The sequence below is a fragment of the Streptomyces sp. A 4/2 genome, from assembly GCF_940670765.1.
GTDB lineage: Bacteria > Actinomycetota > Actinomycetes > Streptomycetales > Streptomycetaceae > Streptomyces.
The window spans coordinates 173655-194318 of the sequence record NZ_CALNVW010000010.1; the positions used below are offsets into that span (position 1 = coordinate 173655).

Here is a 20664-nt window from a genome sequence, read left to right on the forward strand (position 1 = left end):
GTAGCGTCCGGCCGCCACCCCGGTGAATAGACTCATCCGGTGAACCTCAGGCCCAACCCCGCGCGTCGCAGCGGGAAATCACAGCAGGCGATTCTCGCGGCGGCCCTCGCGCTCTGCACCGAACGCGGGTACGCCCGTGTCACGGTCGAAGGGATCGCGGCCCGAGCCGGAGTGAGCAAGAAGACGATCTACCGCTGGTGGCCGTCGAAGGGCGCACTGGTGCTGGAAGCGATCGACGCCGCGGTCATCGGGTCCAGGCCGTTCCCCGACACCGGCGATCTGGCCGCCGATCTGCACGCCCAGATGAGTGCGGTCGTGGGGCTGCTGGCCCATCCGCCGCTGGGCCCCGCGTACGCCGGGGTCCTCACCGAGATCCAGTACGACGACGACCTGGCCAGGACCGTGCAGGACGTGTTCATCGGGCCGCGCCTCGAACTGGCCACCGCCCGGCTGCGCAGCGCCCAGGAGCAGGGGGTGCTGCCGCGGGACACGGACCTCGGGCTGGCGGTGGAGATGCTGTACGGCCCGCTCTACTACCGCCACACCCTGCGTCGGCCCACGTACGACGCCGATGAACTCACCCGGCTCATCGCCCATGTCCTGAAGGCGCTCGGCGGCTGACCCTGCGTCCGGACGCGGTCAGGAAGCGGTTTCCGTGGACGAGGACGCGGTTTCCGCGGACGACGTGGGAGCGGACGCCGATGGCTCTTCCGGGGTCCGCTCCGGTGCCTGCGGCTTCGCCGCCCGCGCCTCGGCCTTCAGGCGTGCCGCCCGCGCCCGCGTCCGGTGGGCGTTACGCAGCGCGTCCCAGGTCAGTACGGTCAGCGCCAGCCACACCAGCCCGAAGCCGGCCCACCGCTCGGGCGGCATCGCCTCGTGGAAGTACAGGATGCCGAGACCGAACTGGAAGACCGGGGCCAGGTACTGGAGCAGGCCCAGCGTGGAGAGCGGGACCCGGATCGCCGCGGCGCCGAAGAGGATCAGGGGAATCGCGGTGACCAGTCCGGTGGAGGCGAGGAGCGCGCCGTGGGCGGGGGTGCCGAAGGTGGCCTCGCCGCTGGCGGCCAGGTAGAGCAGATAGCCGAGGGCGGGCAGGAACTGCACCGCCGTCTCGGCCGCCAGGGACTCCAGGCCGCCCAGGTTGACCTTCTTCTTGACCAGCCCGTAGGTGGCGAAGGAGAAGGCCAGCATGAGGGAGATCCACGGCGGTTTGCCGTATCCGACCGCCAGGACGAGGACCGCCGCGACACCGGTGCCGACGGCCGCCCACTGGGCCGGGCGCAGCCGCTCGCCGAGCAGCAGGACGCCCATGGCGATGGTGACCAGCGGGTTGATGAAGTATCCGAGGGAGGCCTCGACGACCTGGCCGTTGTTCACGGCCCAGATGTAGCCGCCCCAGTTGACGCTGATCACCACCGCGGCGACCGCGATCAGGCCCAGCTTGCGGCGGTCGCGGACCAGCTCCCCGATCCAGGCCCAGCGGCGCATCAGCAGCAGCGCGATCAGGACGAAGCCCAGGGACCACACCATGCGGTGGGCGAGGATCTCCATGGCGCCCGAGGGCTTGAGCAGCGGCCAGAACATGGGCACGAGGCCCCACAGCACGTACGCGACAACGCCGTTCAGGAAACCTGTCCGCTGCTCGCTGGTCCCCTTCACGGGCCCTCCCCTGGAAGTGTTCCGACAACGTGTCGAAGGTAAGGGGAGGAGGGCCCGTGTGTCATGCCCGTGTCGCCATACGGTCATGACAGCCGCGGCCGGGGCTGTCATGACCGCCCCGGCCGGGACTCGGACGGAGGCGTGGCTCGGACCCGGACGGGACCCGGACGGGGCTCGGACCAGGGCCGGGCTCAGGCCAGGGCGGCAGCGATCGAGACGGCGATCGGGGTGGTGGGGCGGCCGGTCAGCCGGGCCAGGTCACCGCTGGTGGCGGCCAGCAGGCCGCGCTCGATGGCCGAGTCCACGTCCACCAGGATCGCCGCGAACTCCTCGGGCAGCCCGGCGCCGACCAGGATCTCCTGGTGTGCGGCGGCCGGGACGTTGCGGTACCCGATCTCCTGGCCGGAGGCCTTCGCGACCTCGGCGGCGTACTCGGGATACGACCAGGCGACGTCGCCGCTCAGCTCGTAGACCTTGCCCAGGTGCCCGTCCGAGACGAGGACGGCAGCCGCGGCAGCCGCGTAGTCGGCGCGGGCGGCGGAGGCGACCCGGCCCTCACCGGCGTTGGAGACGACCGCGCCGTGTGCGAGGACCGGCGCCAGGTTGGCGGTGTAGTTCTCGGTGTACCAGCCGTTGCGCAGGAAGGTGTGGGGGAGCCCGGAGTCGAGAATCAGCTGCTCGGTGACCTTGTGCTCGGCGGCCAGCTGGAAGTCGGCGTCGGGGCCGCCCAGTACGCCGGTGTACGCCAGCTGCGCGACGCCCGCCGCCTTCGCCGCCTCGATGACCGCGGTGTGCTGCGGGACCCGCCTGCCGACCTCGCTGCCGGAGATCAGGAGGACACGGTCGCCGGAGCGGAAGGCGCCGGTGAGGCTCGCGGGGTCGTCGTAGTCGGCGATGCGCAGCTCCACGCCGCGCGCCGCCAGGCCGGCGGCCTTCTCCTTGTCGCGGACGACTGCGGCGACCTGCTCGGCGGGGACCCGGGCGAGCAGCTCGTCGATGACGAGACGGCCGAGGGCTCCGGTGGCTCCGGTGACGACGATGCTCATGGCGCTTGTCTCCCTTTTGGTGAGGTGTGGTGCTTTTGATGGCATTGTGCGGTGTCTGTCACTCACCCTACGGCAGGTACTAACCAGGGGATAGTGCCCACTTTGAAGTAAGGTACTGGCATGGACGTAAGCAACGAGAGGCCCGACGTCAACCGGCAGATGTGCCCCTCACGGCTGATCCTGGAGCACGTCACCAGCCGCTGGGGGGTGCTGGTGCTCGCCGCGCTCCTGGAGCGCTCGTACCGCTTCAGCGAACTGCGCCGCGAGGTCGGCGGGGTCAGCGAGAAGATGCTCGCCCAGACGCTGCGGACCCTGGAGCGGGACGGCTTCGTGCGCCGCGACGCCCAGGCCGTCATCCCGCCGCGCGTCGACTACACGCTCACCCCGCTCGGCAGGGAGGCCGCCGAACAGGTCTGGGAGCTGGCCCGCTGGACCGAGCGGCGGGTCGGTGAGGTGGCCGAGGCGCGCGAGGCGTACGACGGCGCCCGGTCCTGATCACGGGGCGTGCGAACGGTCCGGTCCTGCTCGCGGGGCGTACGACCGGTCCGGTCCTGACCGTGAGGGCATACGACGGGGCCCGGTCCTGACACAGCAGAACCGGGCCCCGGGGAACAGCAGTCGGACGCGCTATCCGGCGACCGTCCAGGTGTCGCCGCCCGCGAGCAGAGCGGCCAGGTCGCCCTTGCCCTTCTGCTCGACGGCCGCTTCCAGCTGGTCGGACATCAGGGTGTCGTAGACCGGGCGCTCGACGTCACGGAGGACGCCGATGGGGGTGTGGTGCAGCGTGTCGGCGTCGGCCAGCCGGGAGAGCGCGAAGGCCGTGGTCGGTGACGTGGCGTGCGCGTCGTGGACCAGGATCTGCGACTCGTTCTCCGGGGTGACCGCCACGACCTGGAGGTCGCCGGTCGCGTGGTCGCGTACGACACCCTTCGCGCCGTCGGCACCGAAGCGGATCGGCTGCCCGTGCTCCAGACGGATCACCGCCTCCTGGGCCTGCTCCCTGTCCTTGAGGACCTCGAAGGCGCCGTCGTTGAAGATGTTGCAGTTCTGGTAGATCTCCACCAGGGCCGTGCCCGGGTGGTCGGCGGCGGCGCGGAGCACGCTGGTGAGGTGCTTGCGGTCGGAGTCGACGGTACGGGCGACGAACGACGCCTCGGCGCCGATCGCCAGCGAGACCGGGTTGAAGGGTGCGTCGAGCGAGCCCATCGGCGTCGACTTGGTGATCTTCCCGACCTCGGAGGTGGGGGAGTACTGACCCTTGGTCAGCCCGTAGATCCGGTTGTTGAACAGCAGGATCTTGAGGTTGACGTTGCGGCGCAGGGCGTGGATGAGGTGGTTGCCGCCGATGGACAGCGCGTCGCCGTCACCCGTGACCACCCAGACACTCAAGTCCCGCCGGGACGAGGCGAGTCCGGTCGCGATGGCCGGGGCGCGGCCGTGGATGGAGTGCATCCCGTAGGTGTTCATGTAGTACGGGAATCGGGAGGAGCAGCCGATGCCGGAGACGAAGACGATGTTCTCTCTGGCCAGGCCGAGTTCGGGCATGAAGCCCTGGACGGCGGCGAGGACCGCGTAGTCGCCGCAGCCGGGGCACCAGCGGACTTCCTGGTCGGACTTGAAGTCCTTCATGGACTGCTTGGCCTCGGCCTTCGGCACCAGCTGGAGCAGGTCGTTCCCTGCGCCACCCGGCTGCCCGTGGCCCTGCGGCGAGTCGATCTCAGGCATCGTTGGCCTCCTTGAGGGCCGTGGCGAGCTGCTCAGCCTTGAACGGCATTCCGTTGACCTGGTTGTACGAGACCGCGTCGACCAGGTACTTCGCACGGATCAGGGTGGCGAGCTGGCCCAGGTTCATCTCGGGCACCACGACCTTGTCGTACCGCTTCAGCACCTCGCCGAGGTTGCCCGGGAAGGGGTTGAGGTGGCGCAGATGGGCCTGCGCGATGGCGGTGCCCTCGGTGCGCAGCCGGCGGACGGCCGCAGTGATCGGGCCGTAGGTGGAGCCCCAGCCCAGGACCAGCGTGGTCGCGTGGTCCGGGTCGTCGACCTCCAGGTCGGGGACCTCGATGTTGTCGATCTTGGCCTGCCGGGTGCGGACCATGAAGTCGTGGTTGGCCGGGTCGTAGGAGATGTTCCCGGTGCCGTCCTGCTTCTCGATCCCGCCGATCCGGTGCTCCAGACCGGGCGTGCCGGGGACCGCCCAGGGGCGGGCGAGGGTCTCCGGGTCGCGCTTGTACGGGTAGAAGACCTCGGTCCCGTCGGCCAGCTCGTGGTTGGGCCCGGTGGCGAACTGGACCCGCAGGTCCGGGAGTTCACCGGTGTCCGGGATGCGCCACGGTTCCGAGCCGTTCGCGAGGTACCCGTCGGACAGCAGGAACACCGGGGTCCGGTACGTCAGGGCCATCCGGGCCGCGTCCAGGGCGGCGTCGAAGCAGTCCGCGGGCGTCTTCGGCGCGATCACCGGGACCGGTGCCTCGCCGTTGCGCCCGTACATCGCCTGGAGCAGGTCCGCCTGTTCGGTCTTGGTCGGCAGCCCGGTGGAGGGGCCGCCGCGCTGGATGTCGATGATCAGCAGCGGCAGTTCCAGCGACACCGCGAGACCGATCGTCTCCGACTTGAGCGCCACACCCGGACCGGACGTGGTGGTGACCGCCAGCGACCCGCCGAACGCGGCGCCCAGCGCCGCGCCGATCCCCGCGATCTCGTCCTCCGCCTGGAAGGTCCGCACACCGAAGTTCTTGTGCTTGGACAGCTCGTGCAGGATGTCGGACGCCGGGGTGATGGGGTACGAGCCGAGGTAGAGCGGCAGGTCCGCCTGGCGGCCCGCGGCGATCAGCCCGTACGACAGGGCCAGGTTCCCGCTGATGTTGCGGTAGGTCCCGGTCGGGAAGGCCTTGGTGGCCGGGGCGACCTCGTAGCTGACCGCGAAGTCCTCGGTGGTCTCCCCGAAGTTCCAGCCCGCCCGGAACGCCGCGACGTTGGCCTCGGCGATCTGCGGCTTCTTCGCGAACTTCGTCCGCAGGAACCGCTCGGTGTTCTCCGTCGGCCGGTGGTACATCCACGACAGCAGCCCGAGCGCGAACATGTTCTTGCTGCGCTCGGCCTCCTTGCGCGGCAGGCCGAACTCCTTCAGCGCCTCGATCGTGAGCGTCGTCAGCGGCACCGGATGGACCTGGTAGGCCTCCAGCGACCCGTCCTCCAGCGGACTGGTCGCGTAACCGACCTTCGCCATCGGGCGCTTGGTGAACTCGTCCGTGTTCACGATGATGTCCGCGCCCCGCGGCACATCGGCGATGTTCGCCTTCAGCGCCGCCGGGTTCATCGCGACCAGCACGTTCGGTGCGTCGCCGGGGGTGAGGATGTCGTGGTCAGCGAAGTGCAGCTGGAACGACGAGACGCCCGGCAGGGTACCTGCGGGCGCGCGGATCTCGGCGGGGAAGTTCGGCAGCGTCGACAGGTCGTTCCCGAACGACGCGGTCTCCGAGGTGAAGCGGTCGCCGGTGAGCTGCATCCCGTCACCCGAGTCCCCCGCGAACCGGATGATCACCCGATTCAGTCGGCGTACCTCTTTGGCGTCGGAGCCCTCTTTGCCGACAGAAGGGGCACGTTGTTCCCCGAGAAGGGCCTCATCGGCCTCATCGGCCTGCTCGGCTGGGCTACTGACCTGGCTGGTCACTGAACTGGACCTCCCTCGTCGAGGCGGCTGCTCGGACGGGCCCGGCTGGCCGGGCGCACCGGATCCCACCCTACGTCGGTAAGGGTGGCCTTCCCTTGAGGGCTCATAGAGCGGACACCATTCCGATGCAGTGGATTGCCCCGGTTTGTCATGACTGAACCGTCCCCCGGCCCCCCGGCGCCCCCTCGGGGAGGGGGCGCCGGTACTCATCCTTTGGTTCTAGGTCCCGCCCCGTCCGGCATCGCCGCGGGGCCGCGACCTCGATATCTGACAGGGTGTCAGGTAATTAGGAGTTCAGGTAGGTCAGCACCGCGAGCACCCGACGGTGATCCCCGTCACTCGGCGAGAGGCCGAGCTTCAGGAAGATGTTGCTGACGTGCTTCTCGACCGCTCCGTCACTGACCACCAGCTGCCTGGCGACGGCGGAATTCGTACGCCCCTCGGCCATCAGCCCCAGCACCTCGCGCTCGCGCGGCGTCAGTCCCGCCAGGACGTCCTGCTTGCGGCTGCGGCCCAGCAGCTGTGCCACCACCTCGGGGTCGAGCGCGGTCCCGCCCTGCGCCACCCGGACCACGGCGTCCACGAACTCCCGGACCTCGGCGACCCGGTCCTTCAGCAGATAGCCGACGCCCCGGCTGGATCCGGCCAGCAGCTCGGTGGCGTACTGCTCCTCCACGTACTGCGAGAGGACCAGGACCCCGATGCCCGGGTACTCCTTGCGCAGCCGTACGGCCGCCCGTACGCCCTCGTCGGTGTGGGTGGGCGGCATCCGGACGTCCGCGACCACCACATCCGGCAGTGCTTCCTGCGCCGCGAGGTCCGCGATCGTCTTGATCAGCGCCTCCGCGTCCCCCACGCCTGCGACCACGTCGTGACCGAGGTCGGTCAACAACCGGGTCAGGCCCTCCCGCAGCAGCACTGAATCCTCGGCGATGACCACACGCACTCTGTCCTCCACGACGCTGAAGCCCCCCAGTTGATGATGATGTCCGCCCTGCTCGCACCAGCATCCCAGCATCGGTGCCGGTGTGGGCGGGGGCCGAGGGGGAAGTATCGGATCCCCCGCTCGCAATCGCGCCGAGCGAGGGACAAAGTATCCGATATTCCCCGGAGTTCATCACCTCGGGGCTACGTCACCTTCGGGGCTTCGTCACGTGGACGGCCGGTGCGGGACGGCCGGTGCGGGACGGCCGGTGCGGGACAGCGGGCGGTGGGCCGTGGGGCCGGGCCCGGTCGGACGGCGGTGCTTCCGGGACGCGCTCAGCCGCGCCAGGGCAGTTCGGCGGTGATGCTCGTCGGGCCGCCCACCGGGGAGTCGACGACCAGCAGCCCGTCGACCGCGTCCAGCCGCTCCGCCAGCCCCGCGAGACCGCTGCCCGCGGTGCCCGCCGCCGAGTCGTCGCCGGGCCCGCCGGCGCCGCCGCGGCCGTTGTCGGTGACCTGGAGCATGAGCCGGTTCTCCACCTGCCAGACGTCCACCGTCGCCCGGGTCGCCCGGGAGTGCTTGCTGACGTTCTGGAGGAGCTCGGAGACCGTGAAGTAGGCGATGCCCTCGATGGCGGCGGCCGGCCGGTGCGGCAGGTCCACCTCGACCTGCACCGGCACCGTGCAGCGCGAGGCGATCGAGGAGAGTGCGGCGTCCAGGCCGCGGTCGGTCAGTACGGCCGGGTGGATGCCCCGGGCCAGGTCACGCAGTTCCTGAAGGGCGACCTTCACCTCGCCGTGCGCCTCGTCGACCATCCGCGCCGCCGCCTCCGGGTCCGCCGTCAGCTTCTCCTTGGCCAGGCCCAGGTCCATGGCGAGCGCGACCAGCCGGGCCTGCGCCCCGTCGTGCAGATCCCGTTCGATCCTGCGCAGGTCGGCCGCCGCGGTGTCCACGACCACCCCGCGGTCCGATTCGAGTTCCGTCACCCGGGTGTCCAGCCGCGACGGGCCGAGCAGCCCCACCACCAGCAGCCGGTCCACGGAGGCCAGCCCGCGGATCACCCAGGGGGTGACGAGGACGAAGACCAGACCGGTCAGGCTGGTCAGGCCGATCTCGAGGGGGTTGTCCAGGTAGACGTTGTGCGCCCCGTCGCCGTACAGCTGGATGCCGCCCTGGTGGGTGTAGGCCGGGAAGATCCACTGCCACAGCGGGTACGTCAGCGTCGCCCAGCCGGTCGTCCACAGCGTCACCGACACCACGAAGGCGAAGACCGCCCACGGGAAGTGCACCAGCGAGTAGACGAGGTGACGCCAGGACGCCCCGCTCTTCAGGACGGCGCCCACCCACGACATCGCGCCGCCGGTCCTGCCCCGCACGGGAGCCGGGTCCCGCACATCGGCCCTCAGCAGCGCCCGCGCGCGGGCCCGCTCCATCGCCCCGAAGCCGCGGCAGGCGGCCAGCCCGACGGCGAGCAACGGGATGCCGAGGAAGGTGATCACCAGGCCGACCCCCGCCGAGAACATCGTGATCCCGAAGGAGAACATCACGATGCTGATCGGCAGCGACAGCAGCAGATACCCGAACTCGCGCCAGGTGCGCCCCTCGAACGGTGCCCGCAGCGCCGCAGGCACACGGTGGTCCCGGGTGCGAATGCCGTAATCCGTGGCCATGGCGTCGTCCATTCCTGCTCGGCTGGCTGGTGTCTTGGTTACACGTCCATGGTGCTGGGCCGGGGAGGCGTGGACCATGAGGCGGAGCACCGTCTTCGACCGGGGGTTTTCCCCACCCCCTGGTCCGGGGCCGGAGAGACCGCAGGAATGCGGCCGGCCGGGATACGGCGTACGGCGGCCGGGACGGCTCAGCCGCGGTCCCGCCAGGGCAGTTCCGCCGTCACCGTGGTCGGTCCGCCGACCGGCGAGTCCAGCACGAAGAGGCCGTCGACCGCGCCGAGCCGGTCGGCGAGCCCCGCCATACCCGTACCGCCGTCCATCCGCGCACCACCGCGCCCGTCGTCCTGGACCTGGATCAGCAGCCGGTCGGCCGAGCGCCACACCTCGACGGACGCGGAGCGCGCCCGGGCGTGCTTGCTGACGTTCTGGAGGAGCTCCGAGACCGTGAAGTACGCGATCCCCTCGATGGCCTCGGCGGGCCGCTCCGTCAGATCGACGCTGACCTTCACCGGCGCCGTGCAGCGCGAGGCGATCGAGGAGAGTGCGGCGTCCAGGCCGCGGTCGGTCAGTACGGCGGGGTGGATGCCCCGGGCCAGATCGCGCAGCTCCTGAAGGGCCAGCTTCACCTCGCCGTGCGCCTCTCCGACCATCACGGCCGCGGCGTCCGGATCCTCCAGAAGCTTCTCCTTGGCCAGGCCGAGCCCCATGGCGAGCGCGACCAGCCGGGCCTGCGCCCCGTCGTGCAGATCCCGTTCGATCCTGCGCAGGTCGGCCGCCGCGGTGTCCACGACCACCCCGCGGTCGGACTCCAGCTCGGCGATCCTGCGCTCCAGTTCGTCGGAGGGCGAGAGGAGGCCGCGGACCATCGCCCGGTCGACGTTGGTCAGCCCCCGTGCGATGAACGGAAGGACCGGCCACAGCACGAAGAGACTCGGCATGACCACGGCGAACGTCAGCACCCCCCACGGCAGCCGGATGAACTCGTACAGCACCGTCCGCCAGCCCACCGGGTCCTTCAGGCCCGCCCACAGCCGGTTGAAGAACCCGCCGCCCCCGGTGACCAGACGGCTCGGCTCGTCCACCCGCACACCGAGTAGCGCCCTGGCGCGGGCCCGCTCCAGTTTGCCGAGCTGACGGGCGCCGAGCAGTCCGGCGGCGAGCATCGGCAGCCCGACGACGGTGACCGCCAGGCCGCTGCCGGTGGCAACCATGAACACGACGTAAATAAATCCGACCAGGGACGTGGGCAGATTGGACAGGAGATGCGCGATCTCCTTCCAGGTGTGCCGCTCGAACGCAAAGCGCACGGGCGGCGGCCGGTCGGAGTCGAGCGGGCGGGAGTTCGTCGCGGTCATGTGTCAAGCCTGCCGGGCCTCGGGGGCGGATGCCATGGGGTAGCTGGGTGGGATGAAGTAGGGATAACCCCACCCCCTGTGCCCGATCCACTTGCTTACCAAGTCTTTAGCAGGGCCTAGACTCCCGTGCGTACGGATCGTCGAACGCGACGAATGTGACGGACGAGGCGACGAACAGGGCGCAGGGAGCGAGGGGCGGACGTGCCGGGACCCACCGTTCTCGCGGCGGACCACACGGATCTCGCGGCGGACCACACCGGATATTTCCACACCTACGCGGTCGTCGGCGTGCTCGCGGTCGTCGGTGTGCTCTTCGTCGCCGTGGCCTTCGGGGCCGGACGGCTGCTGCGGCCCGTGGTGCCGACGCCGGAGAAACTGCTGACGTACGAGTGCGGGGTCGACCCCGTCGGTGAGGGCTGGGCCCACACCCAGGTCCGCTACTACGTCTACGCCTTCCTCTACGTGATCTTCGCCGTCGACTCGATCTTCCTCTTCCCGTGGGCGACGGTCTTCGCGGCCAGCGGGTACGGGGCGGCCACGCTGGTGGAGATGTTCATCTTCCTCGGCTTCCTGGCCGTGGGACTGCTCTACGCATGGAAGAAGGGCGTCCTCGAATGGACGTGACGAACCCGGCCGAACTGCCCGTGGTGTCCAGCAGCGGCCCCGCCGCCGGGCAGGCGCCGTCCGCCGCACCGCAACGCCTGGGCGTGCTCTCCCGGCTGGCGCCCGAGCCCATGAAGGTGGTCCTCAACTGGGGCCGCCGGTACAGCCTGTGGGTCTTCAACTTCGGCCTCGCCTGCTGCGCGATCGAGTTCATCGCCGCCTCGATGGCCCGCCACGACTTCATCCGCCTCGGCGTGATCCCGTTCGCACCGGGCCCGCGCCAGGCCGACCTGATGATCGTCTCCGGCACCGTCACGGACAAGATGGCCCCGGCGGTCAAGCGGCTGTACGAGCAGATGCCCGAGCCGAAGTACGTCATCTCCTTCGGCGCGTGTTCCAACTGCGGCGGCCCTTACTGGGACTCGTACTCGGTGACCAAGGGCGTCGACCAGATCATCCCCGTCGACGTGTACGTGCCCGGCTGCCCGCCGCGTCCCGAGGCGCTGCTCCAGGGCATCCTGAAACTCCAGGAGAAGATCGCCAGGGAATCCCTGGGCGAGCGCTACTCCGCGCCCACCACCGCCCAGTTGACCAGCGGCCTCATCACCCCGCCGACGGCGCCGGGGGCCGGCCGGTGACGCACGCGTACGACCGGCTGCCCGAAGCCGTCACCGAACTCTTCGGCGCGGACGCCACCGCCGAGCACAGCTACGACCTGCTGACCGTCGACGTCCCGGCCGCCTCGTGGATCTCCGCGCTGGAGACCGCCAGGGACCGGCTCGGCTGTACCTACTTCGACTGGCTGAGCGCCGTCGACGAACCGGGCACCGGCTTCCGGGTCTGCGCCCACGTGGTGGCGCTCGAGGGCCGTACGGTCCGCCGTCTGCTCGTACGCACCACCGTCCCGCACTCCGAGCCGGTGCTGCCGTCCGCCGTCGAGGTCTACGCGGGCGCGAGCTGGCACGAGCGTGAGACGCACGAGATGTTCGGCGTCGCCTTCACTGGCCATCCGCACCTGGTGCCGCTGCTGCTGCCCGAGAACTTCGAGGGCCACCCGCTGCGCAAGGACTTCGTCCTCGCGGCCCGGGTCGCGAAGGCGTGGCCCGGAGCGAAGGAGCCGGGGGAGTCGTCTGCCGGACACGCAGCCGGTGGGGCCGCTGGTGGGGCCGCTGGTGGGGCCAAGCGCCGTCAGATGCTGCCGCCCGGTGTTCCCGACCCCAACGAATGGGGCCCGCAGAAGGGCCAGCTCCCACCGGCTCCGACCCGCCCGGCCCGTGCCGCGCGGGCGGCGGGCGACCGCCCGGTACGTCGCGCGCGCAGCGTGAGCGAGGGCTCGGCGAGCCAGTCGACGGAGACCCCGGCGGAGACGCCGACGACGGAGACCCCGACGGTGGAGACGCGGGCGGCCGGTACCCGGGCGGCCGGACCCCAGGGGGCCGAGGCTCCTGCGGACCGGTCATCCGAGGCGCCGCGAACCCCGCCCCCGGCAGCACCCGCGTCCCCGCGGCGGAGCCGCAGCGTGTCCGAGGGATCCACGTCCCAGCGGGCACCGCAGGGCGCCACCCCGGCGGGCAGCGACGACGCGCCCTGGCGCAACGCCAGGCCCACCTTCGACCCGACGGACGCCGAGGCTCCGGCAACCCCGCCTCGCACACCGGCCGATACCGATACCGAAGCCGAAGCCGAAACGGAACCCGGCACGACCCCGGAGCCGGGAGCGAAGGCCGGACCCGGCGCCACCCCGGAACCGGAACCGGAACCGGAACCGGAGACCGACCCCGGCACCGGCACTGCCACCGCCCCTGAACCTGACCCCGACCCCACGCCCGACCCCGCTGACCCCGATCCCCGCGCCGGAGGCGATACCGCGTGAACGACGTACTCGGCGTCGCCATCCGGCTGGTCATCGTCTTTGTCGTGTTCCTCGTGCTGCCGCTCGTCGTCGGGCAGACCGAGCACAAGGTCATGGCCCACATGCAGGGCCGCCTCGGACCCATGTACGCGGGCGGATTCCACGGCTGGGCGCAACTCGTCGCGGACGGCGTGAAGTTCGCGCAGAAGGAAGACATCGTCCCGGCCGACGCCGACCGGCGGATCTTCCAGCTCGCGCCCGCCGTCGCGCTCCTGCCGTATCTGCTCGTCGTGCTGGTGATTCCGATCGGGCCGGGGGAGGGCGCCGTCGGCCAGGTCGTCGACGCGGGCATCTTCTTCGTGCTCGCCGTGCTGGGCGTCGGCGTACTCGGCTCGCTCATGGCGGGCTGGGCGTCGGCCAACAAGTTCTCCCTCCTCGGCGGACTCCGTACCGCCGCGCAGCTCCTCGCGTACGAACTGCCGATGCTGCTCGCCGCGGCCTCCGTCGCGATGGCGGCCGGTACGGTCTCGCTGCCCGGCATCCTCGACGCGTTCGCGTGGTGGTGGATCCCGTGGCAGATCGTCGGCGGTCTGGTCTTCTTCACGGCGGGCCTCGCGGAACTCCAGCGCCCGCCCTTCGACATGCCGGTCGCCGACTCGGAGATCATCTTCGGCGCGTACACCGAGTACACGGGGCTGCGGTTCGCGCTGTTCCTGCTCGCCGAGTACGCGGGCATCGTCGTGCTGTCCGCCCTCACGGCCGTCCTGTTCCTCGGCGGCTGGCACGGGCCGTGGGGCAGCGACGGGCTCGGCTGGTTCTGGATGCTCCTGAAGACGGGCGTGCTCGCCTTCGGTGTCATCTGGCTCCGGGTGACCTACCCGCGGCTGCGCGAGGACCAGCTCCAGAAGCTGGCCTGGACCGTACTCATCCCGCTCACCCTCGCGCAGATCGCGCTCACCGGCATCGTGAAGGTGGCGATCAGCTAGTGGCTGCTCCACTCCCGCCCAACCGCCCGCGCATTCCCGGGTCCGGCCTGGCCAAGGGCCTGGCCGTCACGCTCCGCACGATGACGAAGAAGACGGTCACGGCGCAGTACCCGGACGTACAGCCCGAACTCCCGCCCCGCTCCCGGGGCGTCATCGGGCTGTTCGAGGAGAACTGCACCGTCTGCATGCTCTGCGCCCGTGAGTGTCCCGACTGGTGCATCTACATCGACTCCCACAAGGAGACCGTCCCGGCCGCCGCGCCGGGCGGACGCGAGCGCAGCCGTAACGTCCTCGACCGTTTCGCCATCGACTTCTCGCTCTGCATGTACTGCGGTATCTGCATCGAGGTGTGCCCCTTCGACGCGCTGTTCTGGTCCCCGGAGTTCGAGTACGCGGAGACGGACATCCTCGAACTCACCCACGAGCGCGACAAGCTCCGCGAGTGGATGTGGACGGTGCCCGAGCCGCCCGCGCTCGACCCGGCGGCCGAGGAGCCCAAGGAGATCGCGGCGGCCCGCAAGACGGCCGACAAACTCGAAGCGGCCCGGCAGGCAGAGCAAGCGGAGCAGGCAGCGCGTGCCGAGCAGGCAGCGCGTGCCGAGCAGCCCCAGCAGCCCCCCAAGTCCCAGCAGCCCCAGCAGCCCCAGCAGCCCCAGCAGCCCCAACAGCCCGAGCAGAACCGACCGGAGGGGGACGCGTGAGTCTCGCAGCAGCCGCCGGCCACTCCGGATTCCTGTCCCCGACGGGCGTCGAGATCGTGTTCCTGCTGGTCGGCATCGCCACCTTCGGCGCGGCCGTCATCACCGTCACGACCAAGCATCTGGTGCACGCCGCACTCTGGCTGATCGTCGCGCTCGGCGGCCTCGCCGTCGAATACCTCCTGTTGACGGCCGAGTTCATCGCCTGGGTCCAGGTGCTGATCTACGTCGGTTCGGTGGTCGTCCTCCTCCTCTTCGGGCTGATGCTCACCAAGGCCCCCATCGGCCGCTCCCCGGACGCCGATTCGGAGAACCGCCTGCCCGCCCTCGTGGTGGCGGTCGCCGCTGCCTGCTCCCTCGTCTGGGTGGTCGTCGACGCCTTCCGTACGACGTGGATCAACCTCCACGGTCCTGCCCAGGGCTCCACCAAGGTCTCCGGCGAAATCCTCTTCCGGCACTGGGTGCTGCCCTTCGAAGCGCTGTCCGTGCTGCTGCTGGCCGCGCTCGTCGGTGCGATCGTCCTGTCCCGCAGGAACAGCGCCGGGAACAGCGCCGACCTGTCCCGCGAGAACAGCGCCGACCTGTCCCGCAAGAACAGCAGGGAGCAGCGCTGATGCACCTCGTTTATCCAGCCGTGCTCGCCGCCCTCCTCTTCTGCACCGGGCTGTACGGGGTGCTCGCCCGCCGCAACGTGATCCTGATCCTGATGTCCGTCGAGCTGATGCTCAACGCCGTCAATCTCAACCTCGTCGCCTTCGACGTCTGGCTGCGCGACAAGCTCCACTCCGGCCAGGCGCTCACCCTCTTCACGATCGCCATCGCCGCCGCCGAGATCGGCATCGGGCTGGCGATCGTCCTCGCGGTCCACCGGAACCGGGGCACGACGGACATCGACAAGCTCCGCGACACCGCCGAGACACCGGACCCCGACGATCCGGACGGCGTCGACGACGCCGGCGACCACGCAGAACCCGAAGACCGTACGGACCCGGAAGATCCCGAAGATCCCGAAGGCCGCGAGAAGGCAGAGGCTGCCGCGTGACCACGACGACCCTCGCCGTCCTCGTTCCCCTCCTCCCCTTCCTGGGCGCAGCGGCCGGACTCCTGCTCGGCCGCACGGCCCCAGGGTTCGTACGTCCGCTGGCCGTCCTGCCACCGTTGGCCGCTGCCGCGCTCGCGATCACGGTCGCCGTGCGCCAGAGCGGCGGCCACACCGTCGACACGGCCACCCGGCTCACGCCCACCGGCTCCGTACCCATCGACCTGTCCCTGCACATCGACGGCTTCGCCGCCCTCGTCGCCATCCTGGTCGCGGTCGTCGCCACGTGTGTGCAGCTCTACTCGACGGGCTATCTGCGCGACGACCCGCGCTACCCCTCGTACGCGGCGATCGTCTCCCTCTTCACCTCCGCCATGCTGCTCGTCGTCTACTCCGGCGACCTGATGGTGCTGCTGGTCGGCTGGGAGATCATGGGCATCTGCTCGTACTTCCTCGTCGGCCACTACTGGGAGACGCCCGAAGCGCGCGCCGCCTCCCTGAAGGCCTTCCTGGTCACCAAGCTGGGCGACGTCCCCTTCCTGATCGGCCTGTTCGCGCTGGCCACCGATGCCGGTACGTTCCGCATCACCGGCATCCTGCGCACGGTCTCGGACGGTGGCCTCCACCACCCCACGCTGATCGCCCTGCTGCTCCTGGCGGGCGTCGCCGGGAAGTCCGCGCAGTTCCCGCTGCACACCTGGCTGCCCGACGCGATGGCCGGTCCCACCCCCGTGTCCGCGCTGATCCACGCGGCGACCATGGTCGCCGCGGGCATCTACTTCGTGGCCAGGCTGCTGCCCGTCTTCGCCGCGTCCGCCGCCGCGCTCACCGTCCTCGCCGTCATGTCCGCCGTCACCATGATCGGTTCGGCGCTCGCCGCCCTCGCGCAGGACGACATCAAACGCGTCCTCGCCTACTCGACCATCGGACAGCTCGGCTACATGTCCGGCGCCCTGGCCGTCGGCGACCGCGGGGCCGCCGTCTTCCACCTCCTCTCGCACGGCGCGTTCAAGGCGCTGCTCTTCCTCGGCGCCGGTGTGGTCATCCACGCCGCGGGCACCAACTCCCTGGCTGCCATGAGCCGCATGGACCACCTGGCCAAACGGATCCCCGACGCCTTCTGGACGATGACCATCGCCCTCCTCGCGCTCGCCGCCATCCCCCCCTTCGCCGGGTTCTTCTCCAAGGAATCCATCCTCGTCGCCGCCGAGAACACCGCCCTCGGCGACAGCGACATCGCCCCCGTGGGCGCCGGATGGACCGTCCTGGTCGCAGGGCTCGTCACCGCCCTGCTGACCGCCGCGTACGCCACCCGGCTCTGGCTCCTCGCCTTCCGGGGCAGGGGCGCCGAAGCCCCCGACCACGGCAGGCAGCCGCTCGTCATGAACGGCGTGCTCTGGGTGCTCGCCGTCCCGACCATCGGCTTCGGCCTCACCGTCGGCTATCTCCCCGGCTGGTTCGACGGCCACAGCCTCACCCCGTCCCTCACCACCTCCGTACTCGGTACGGGCGTCGCCCTCGTCGGCGGACTCGTCACCTACGCCACCTGGCGGCACACCACGGCGATGGCCCAACAGCCCCCGATCGGCGCCGTGTCGGCCCACCCGGACGCCGACCCGGCCACGGTCGAGGCGGAAGCCATCGCCACCCACCGGGCGGTCTACGGCGACATCGCGTCCGCCCCCGACCCCGGCGACCCCGGAAGGCTGCTCCTCGGCCCGCTGCACCGGCACGCGGCAGGCGGCTTCCATCTCGACGCCCTCTACACCACGCTGTTCGTACGCCCCGTGCTCGCCGCGGCCCAACTGGTCCGCTTCCTGGACCGCGAGGTCATCGACACCTACGTACGCGGTGCCGGGGCGGTGCCCCGCTGGCTGGGGGCCGCCGTCCGCCGCGCCCAGACCGGCAACGTGCAGACCTACCTCAGCGCCCTGCTCGCCGGCTCCGTCGTCCTGGCGGTCGCAGCCGTCGCCCTCGCCAACGCCTACGCCGGATCGTGAGCCGTGATCGATATCAGCGCATCCGTGATGCAGTTCCTTCTGGCGTTCATCGTCGTCGCCCCGCTCGTCGGCGCCGTCGCGGCGCTCCTCCCGGCGCCTCCCGGACTGAAGGGGAAGTCACCCGACCGGGCCGTGCTCCGCCACGGCGTGGTCGTCACCGGTGCCGTCCTCGTCGCCGCGATCGTCCTGGCGCTCGGCTTCGACCGTGACCACCCGTCGAAGATGCAGGCCACGACCGACATCAGCTGGATCCCGGCGCTCCACGTCCACATCCACCTCGGTACCGACGGCATTTCGCTCCCCCTGCTCGTACTGACCGCGCTGCTGACCTTCCTCTGCGCGCTCTACTCCTGCTTCAAGCTCCCCCAGGGCCCGTCCCCCAAGGCCTTCGTCGCCCTCGTCCTGCTCCTCGAATCGGGGATGCTGGCGACCTTCGCCGTCCTCGATCTGCTGCTCTTCTTCCTGGCCTTCGAGATGGTCCTCATCCCGATGTACTTCCTCATCGCCCGCTGGGGTGGGGCCCGGAAGCAGGCCGCCGCCTGGAAGTTCATCCTCTACACGCTGCTCGGCTCCGTCGTCATGCTGCTCGGCTTCCTCCTCATCGGCGTGAAGAGCGGCACATTCGACATGGTGGCACTCGCCACTGACAACGGCCGTGGCCTCACCCACACCACGCAGGTCATCGCGGTCCTGGCCATCGCCCTCGGCCTCGCCGTGAAGACCCCGATGTGGCCGCTGCACAGCTGGCTCCCCGACGCGCACACCGCGGCCCCCACCATCGGCTCGGTCCTGCTGGCCGGCGTCATGCTCAAGATGGGCACCTACGGATTCGTCCGGGTCGCCCTGCCGGTCGCACCCGAGGGCATGCACACCTTCGCGCCGTACCTCGCCGCGTTCGCCGTCGCCGGGATCGTCTACGGATCGCTGGCCTGCCTGGCCCTCGCCAGAACAGGCGCCAAGGGTGACCTCAAGCGCCTCATCGCGTACTCCTCGGTCGGCCACATGGGCTTCACGCTCCTCGGCATCGCCTCGATGACCCCCACCGGAGTCAACGGTGCGCTCTTCGCCAACATTGCCCACGGCCTGATCACCGGCCTGCTGTTCTTCCTCGTCGGAGCCCTGAAGGACCGGTACGGCACCGCCGACCTCGACACCCTCGCCGGAGCGACGGGCGCCGCCCTCTACGGCCGGGCCCCCCGCCTCGGCGGCCTCCTCGCCTTCGCCGCGGTCGCCTCGCTGGGCCTGCCCGGACTCGCCGGGTTCTGGGGCGAGATGCTCACCATGTTCGGCGCCTTCGACCCCGCCGCCGGGCTCAGCCGCCCCGCGTTCCTCACGTACATGTCCGTCGCCGCGTTCGGCACCCTGCTCACCGCCGCGTACCTGCTCCTCGTCGTACGCCGGGTCTGCATGGGCGCCAAGCCGCAGGAAACCCCGGAGGACCCGGGCATCGGGATCGTCCAGGACGTACAGGGCTACGAGTTCGCCACCTGGAGCCCGCTCGTCGCCCTCACCGTCCTCGCAGGCCTGTGGCCCGCGGTCCTCCTCGGCCTCACCGACCCGGCCGTGCAGAAGCTCCTCGCAGGAGGAAAGGCATGAGCTCCCTCGTCCAGTCCGTCGACTGGCTCGCGATCGCCCCGCCCGTCATCGTGGCCGCGACCGCCCTGATCATCCTGGTCGCCGACCTGTTCGTGCCCGAGCACCGCAAGCCGCTGCTCGGCTGGACCGCGGTCGCCGGGCTCGCCGCCGCCCTCCTCATGCTGCTGCCCCTGCGCAAGGGCGACCGCGTGACCTTCTGCGTCACCGCGGACCACGGCGCGTGCAGCTACGCCGCCGACCACTTCGCCCTCGCCGTCCAACTGCTGGTGCTCGGCGGCGCCCTGCTCACCGCGCTGCTGTCGATGAGCGAGACCGGGGGCGACCGGCTGCCGGCCGGTGAGTTCTGGTTCCTGCTGCTGGCCTCGGCCTCCGGCGCCGCGCTGCTGCCCGCCTCCCGCGACCTCGCGACCCTGGTCGTCGCGCTCGAAGTGGCCTCACTGCCCGCCTTCGCCCTCGTCGGCATGAAACGCGGTGACCGCCTCTCCTCCGAAGCGGCCCTGAAGTTCTTCCTCTCCTCGGTCACCGCCACCGCCGTGACCCTGCTCGGCGTCAGCTTCGTGTACGCGGCGACCGGCACCCTGCACCTCGGCCGGATCGCCGGAGCCCAGGTCGACCCGCAGCTCGACACCCTCGCCCAGACCGGGGTCGTCCTCACCCTGGTCGGCTTCGCCTTCAAGACGGCTGCCGCGCCCTTCCACTTCTGGGTCCCCGACACCTATGTGGGCGCCCCGCTGCCCGTCGCCGCGTACCTGTCCGTCGTGGGGAAGGCCGTCGGCTTCTCCGGGCTCATCCTGGTCGCCGTCGTCGCGTTCCCCGCGTACGCCGACGTCTGGGGCCCGGCCGTCGCCGTACTCGCCGCCCTGACGATGACCGTCGGCAACACGGCGGCCCTGCGCCAGTCGGCCACCCGCGCGCACAGCGCGGTCCGGCTGCTCGCCTGGTCCTCCGTCGGGCAGGCCGGATACCTGCTGGTGCCGATCGCCGCCTCCGCGTACACCTCGGACGACGAGATCGGCTCCACCGTCGCGTACGCCCTGATGTACGCCGTGGTGAACCTGGGCGCCTTCGGCGTCGTCGCCGTGGTCGCCCGGAGCAGGCCCGGCGGCAGGATCAGCGACTTCCGCGGCCTCTGGGCCACCCGCCCCTTCGCCGCCCTCGCGCTCAGCTTCTTCCTGATCTGCCTGGCCGGACTGCCGCCCGGCATCATCGGCCTCTTCGCCAAGGTCACGGTCTTCCAGACCGCCGTCGACGCGGGCCTCGGCTGGCTCGCCGTCGTCATGGCCGTCAACGTGGTGTTCGCCCTGTACTACTACCTGCAGTGGACAGCTGTGCTGTTCCGCACACCCGCGGGAACGCAGGGCCGGACGGCAGCCGGGACGGACCCGGCCGGGGGAGAGACCGCCGCACCCCGCCGAACAGCGGCTGTACCGGTCCCGCTCACCCTGGCCGTCGGTCTGGCCGCCGCCACCGCGGTCGCCCTGTCCGGCGCCCCCCAGCTGATCCTCCGCTTCGCCTCCGGCAGCCTCTTCTGAGTTTTGCTACGGTCTTGCGCCGGGCGCACC

General features: G+C 70.8%; 19 protein-coding genes. 12 read left to right on the plus strand and 7 right to left on the minus strand.

Annotated elements, in window-relative coordinates:
- The first annotated feature begins 39 nt into the window (after positions 1–39).
- Complete coding sequence (locus tag NBY69_RS07375; RefSeq protein ID WP_250299169.1) at positions 40–621, plus strand: TetR/AcrR family transcriptional regulator; 582 nt, start codon at positions 40–42, stop codon at positions 619–621.
- An 18-nt stretch (positions 622–639) separates the two neighbouring features.
- Here the strand turns inward: NBY69_RS07375 and rarD are convergent, their stop codons facing one another.
- Together rarD and NBY69_RS07385 are read right to left on the minus strand one after the other, a co-directional pair.
- Positions 640–1659 carry an EamA family transporter RarD gene (gene rarD, locus NBY69_RS07380; RefSeq protein ID WP_250299173.1) on the minus strand — a complete coding sequence of 340 codons (1020 nt, stop codon included), beginning with the start codon at positions 1657–1659 and terminating at the stop codon, positions 640–642.
- A gap of 191 nt (positions 1660–1850) precedes the next feature.
- The gene (locus NBY69_RS07385) at positions 1851–2705 is read right to left on the minus strand and encodes an SDR family oxidoreductase (RefSeq protein ID WP_250299174.1); all 855 of its coding nucleotides are present in this window, start codon (positions 2703–2705) and stop codon (positions 1851–1853) included.
- Positions 2706–2825: 120 nt separating this feature from the next.
- Here NBY69_RS07385 and NBY69_RS07390 point away from each other — a divergent pair, with 120 nt between their 5' ends.
- The gene (locus tag NBY69_RS07390) at positions 2826–3200 is read left to right on the plus strand and encodes a helix-turn-helix domain-containing protein (RefSeq protein ID WP_250299176.1); all 375 of its coding nucleotides are present in this window, start codon (positions 2826–2828) and stop codon (positions 3198–3200) included.
- 132 nt (positions 3201–3332) lie between these two features.
- Here NBY69_RS07390 and NBY69_RS07395 read toward each other — a convergent pair whose 3' ends face one another.
- The 5 genes from NBY69_RS07395 to NBY69_RS07415 form a co-directional block, all read right to left on the minus strand.
- The gene (locus NBY69_RS07395; RefSeq protein ID WP_250299177.1) at positions 3333–4430 is read right to left on the minus strand and encodes a 2-oxoacid:ferredoxin oxidoreductase subunit beta; all 1098 of its coding nucleotides are present in this window, start codon (positions 4428–4430) and stop codon (positions 3333–3335) included.
- Complete coding sequence (locus NBY69_RS07400) at positions 4423–6378, minus strand: 2-oxoacid:acceptor oxidoreductase subunit alpha (protein WP_250299179.1); 1956 nt, start codon at positions 6376–6378, stop codon at positions 4423–4425. The genes NBY69_RS07395 and NBY69_RS07400 overlap by 8 nt, the downstream gene beginning before the upstream one ends.
- A gap of 286 nt (positions 6379–6664) precedes the next feature.
- Entirely contained in the window at positions 6665–7324 is a 660-nt protein-coding gene (locus tag NBY69_RS07405) for a response regulator transcription factor (protein WP_250299181.1), read from the minus strand.
- Positions 7325–7638: 314 nt separating this feature from the next.
- Positions 7639–8973, minus strand: a complete 1335-nt coding sequence (locus NBY69_RS07410) for a sensor histidine kinase (RefSeq protein WP_250299183.1) — start codon at positions 8971–8973, stop codon at positions 7639–7641.
- Positions 8974–9161: 188 nt separating this feature from the next.
- Positions 9162–10328 carry a sensor histidine kinase gene (locus NBY69_RS07415; RefSeq protein ID WP_250299184.1) on the minus strand — a complete coding sequence of 389 codons (1167 nt, stop codon included), beginning with the start codon at positions 10326–10328 and terminating at the stop codon, positions 9162–9164.
- Between the two features lie 201 nt (positions 10329–10529).
- Here NBY69_RS07415 and NBY69_RS07420 point away from each other — a divergent pair, with 201 nt between their 5' ends.
- From NBY69_RS07420 to NBY69_RS07465, 10 genes are all read left to right on the plus strand, one after another.
- Positions 10530–10952 (plus strand): NADH-quinone oxidoreductase subunit A, encoded by a 423-nt coding sequence (locus NBY69_RS07420; RefSeq protein WP_250299185.1) that lies wholly within the window; start codon positions 10530–10532, stop codon positions 10950–10952.
- Positions 10943–11569, plus strand: a complete 627-nt coding sequence (locus tag NBY69_RS07425; protein ID WP_250299186.1) for an NADH-quinone oxidoreductase subunit B — start codon at positions 10943–10945, stop codon at positions 11567–11569. The genes NBY69_RS07420 and NBY69_RS07425 overlap by 10 nt, the downstream gene beginning before the upstream one ends.
- Complete coding sequence (locus NBY69_RS07430) at positions 11566–12804, plus strand: NADH-quinone oxidoreductase subunit C (RefSeq protein WP_250299187.1); 1239 nt, start codon at positions 11566–11568, stop codon at positions 12802–12804. The genes NBY69_RS07425 and NBY69_RS07430 overlap by 4 nt, the downstream gene beginning before the upstream one ends.
- A complete protein-coding gene (locus NBY69_RS07435; protein ID WP_250299188.1) occupies positions 12801–13769 on the plus strand; it encodes a complex I subunit 1 family protein in 969 nt (322 codons plus the stop codon). Before NBY69_RS07430 ends, NBY69_RS07435 begins: the two co-directional genes overlap by 4 nt.
- Positions 13770–13849: 80 nt before the next feature.
- Complete coding sequence (locus NBY69_RS07440; protein ID WP_250299565.1) at positions 13850–14470, plus strand: 4Fe-4S binding protein; 621 nt, start codon at positions 13850–13852, stop codon at positions 14468–14470.
- Complete coding sequence (locus tag NBY69_RS07445) at positions 14467–15081, plus strand: NADH-quinone oxidoreductase subunit J (protein ID WP_250299189.1); 615 nt, start codon at positions 14467–14469, stop codon at positions 15079–15081. The genes NBY69_RS07440 and NBY69_RS07445 overlap by 4 nt, the downstream gene beginning before the upstream one ends.
- Positions 15081–15509, plus strand: coding sequence for an NADH-quinone oxidoreductase subunit NuoK (nuoK, locus tag NBY69_RS07450; protein WP_250299191.1), 429 nt, complete (start codon positions 15081–15083; stop codon positions 15507–15509). The genes NBY69_RS07445 and nuoK overlap by 1 nt, the downstream gene beginning before the upstream one ends.
- On the plus strand, positions 15506–17506 hold the full coding sequence (locus NBY69_RS07455) for an NADH-quinone oxidoreductase subunit L (RefSeq protein ID WP_250299193.1): 2001 nt from the start codon (positions 15506–15508) through the stop codon (positions 17504–17506). The genes nuoK and NBY69_RS07455 overlap by 4 nt, the downstream gene beginning before the upstream one ends.
- A 27-nt stretch (positions 17507–17533) precedes the next feature.
- Positions 17534–19102 (plus strand): NuoM family protein, encoded by a 1569-nt coding sequence (locus tag NBY69_RS07460; protein ID WP_250299566.1) that lies wholly within the window; start codon positions 17534–17536, stop codon positions 19100–19102.
- On the plus strand, positions 19099–20634 hold the full coding sequence (locus NBY69_RS07465) for an NADH-quinone oxidoreductase subunit N (RefSeq protein ID WP_250299195.1): 1536 nt from the start codon (positions 19099–19101) through the stop codon (positions 20632–20634). Before NBY69_RS07460 ends, NBY69_RS07465 begins: the two co-directional genes overlap by 4 nt.
- The last annotated feature ends 30 nt before the right edge of the window (positions 20635–20664 follow it).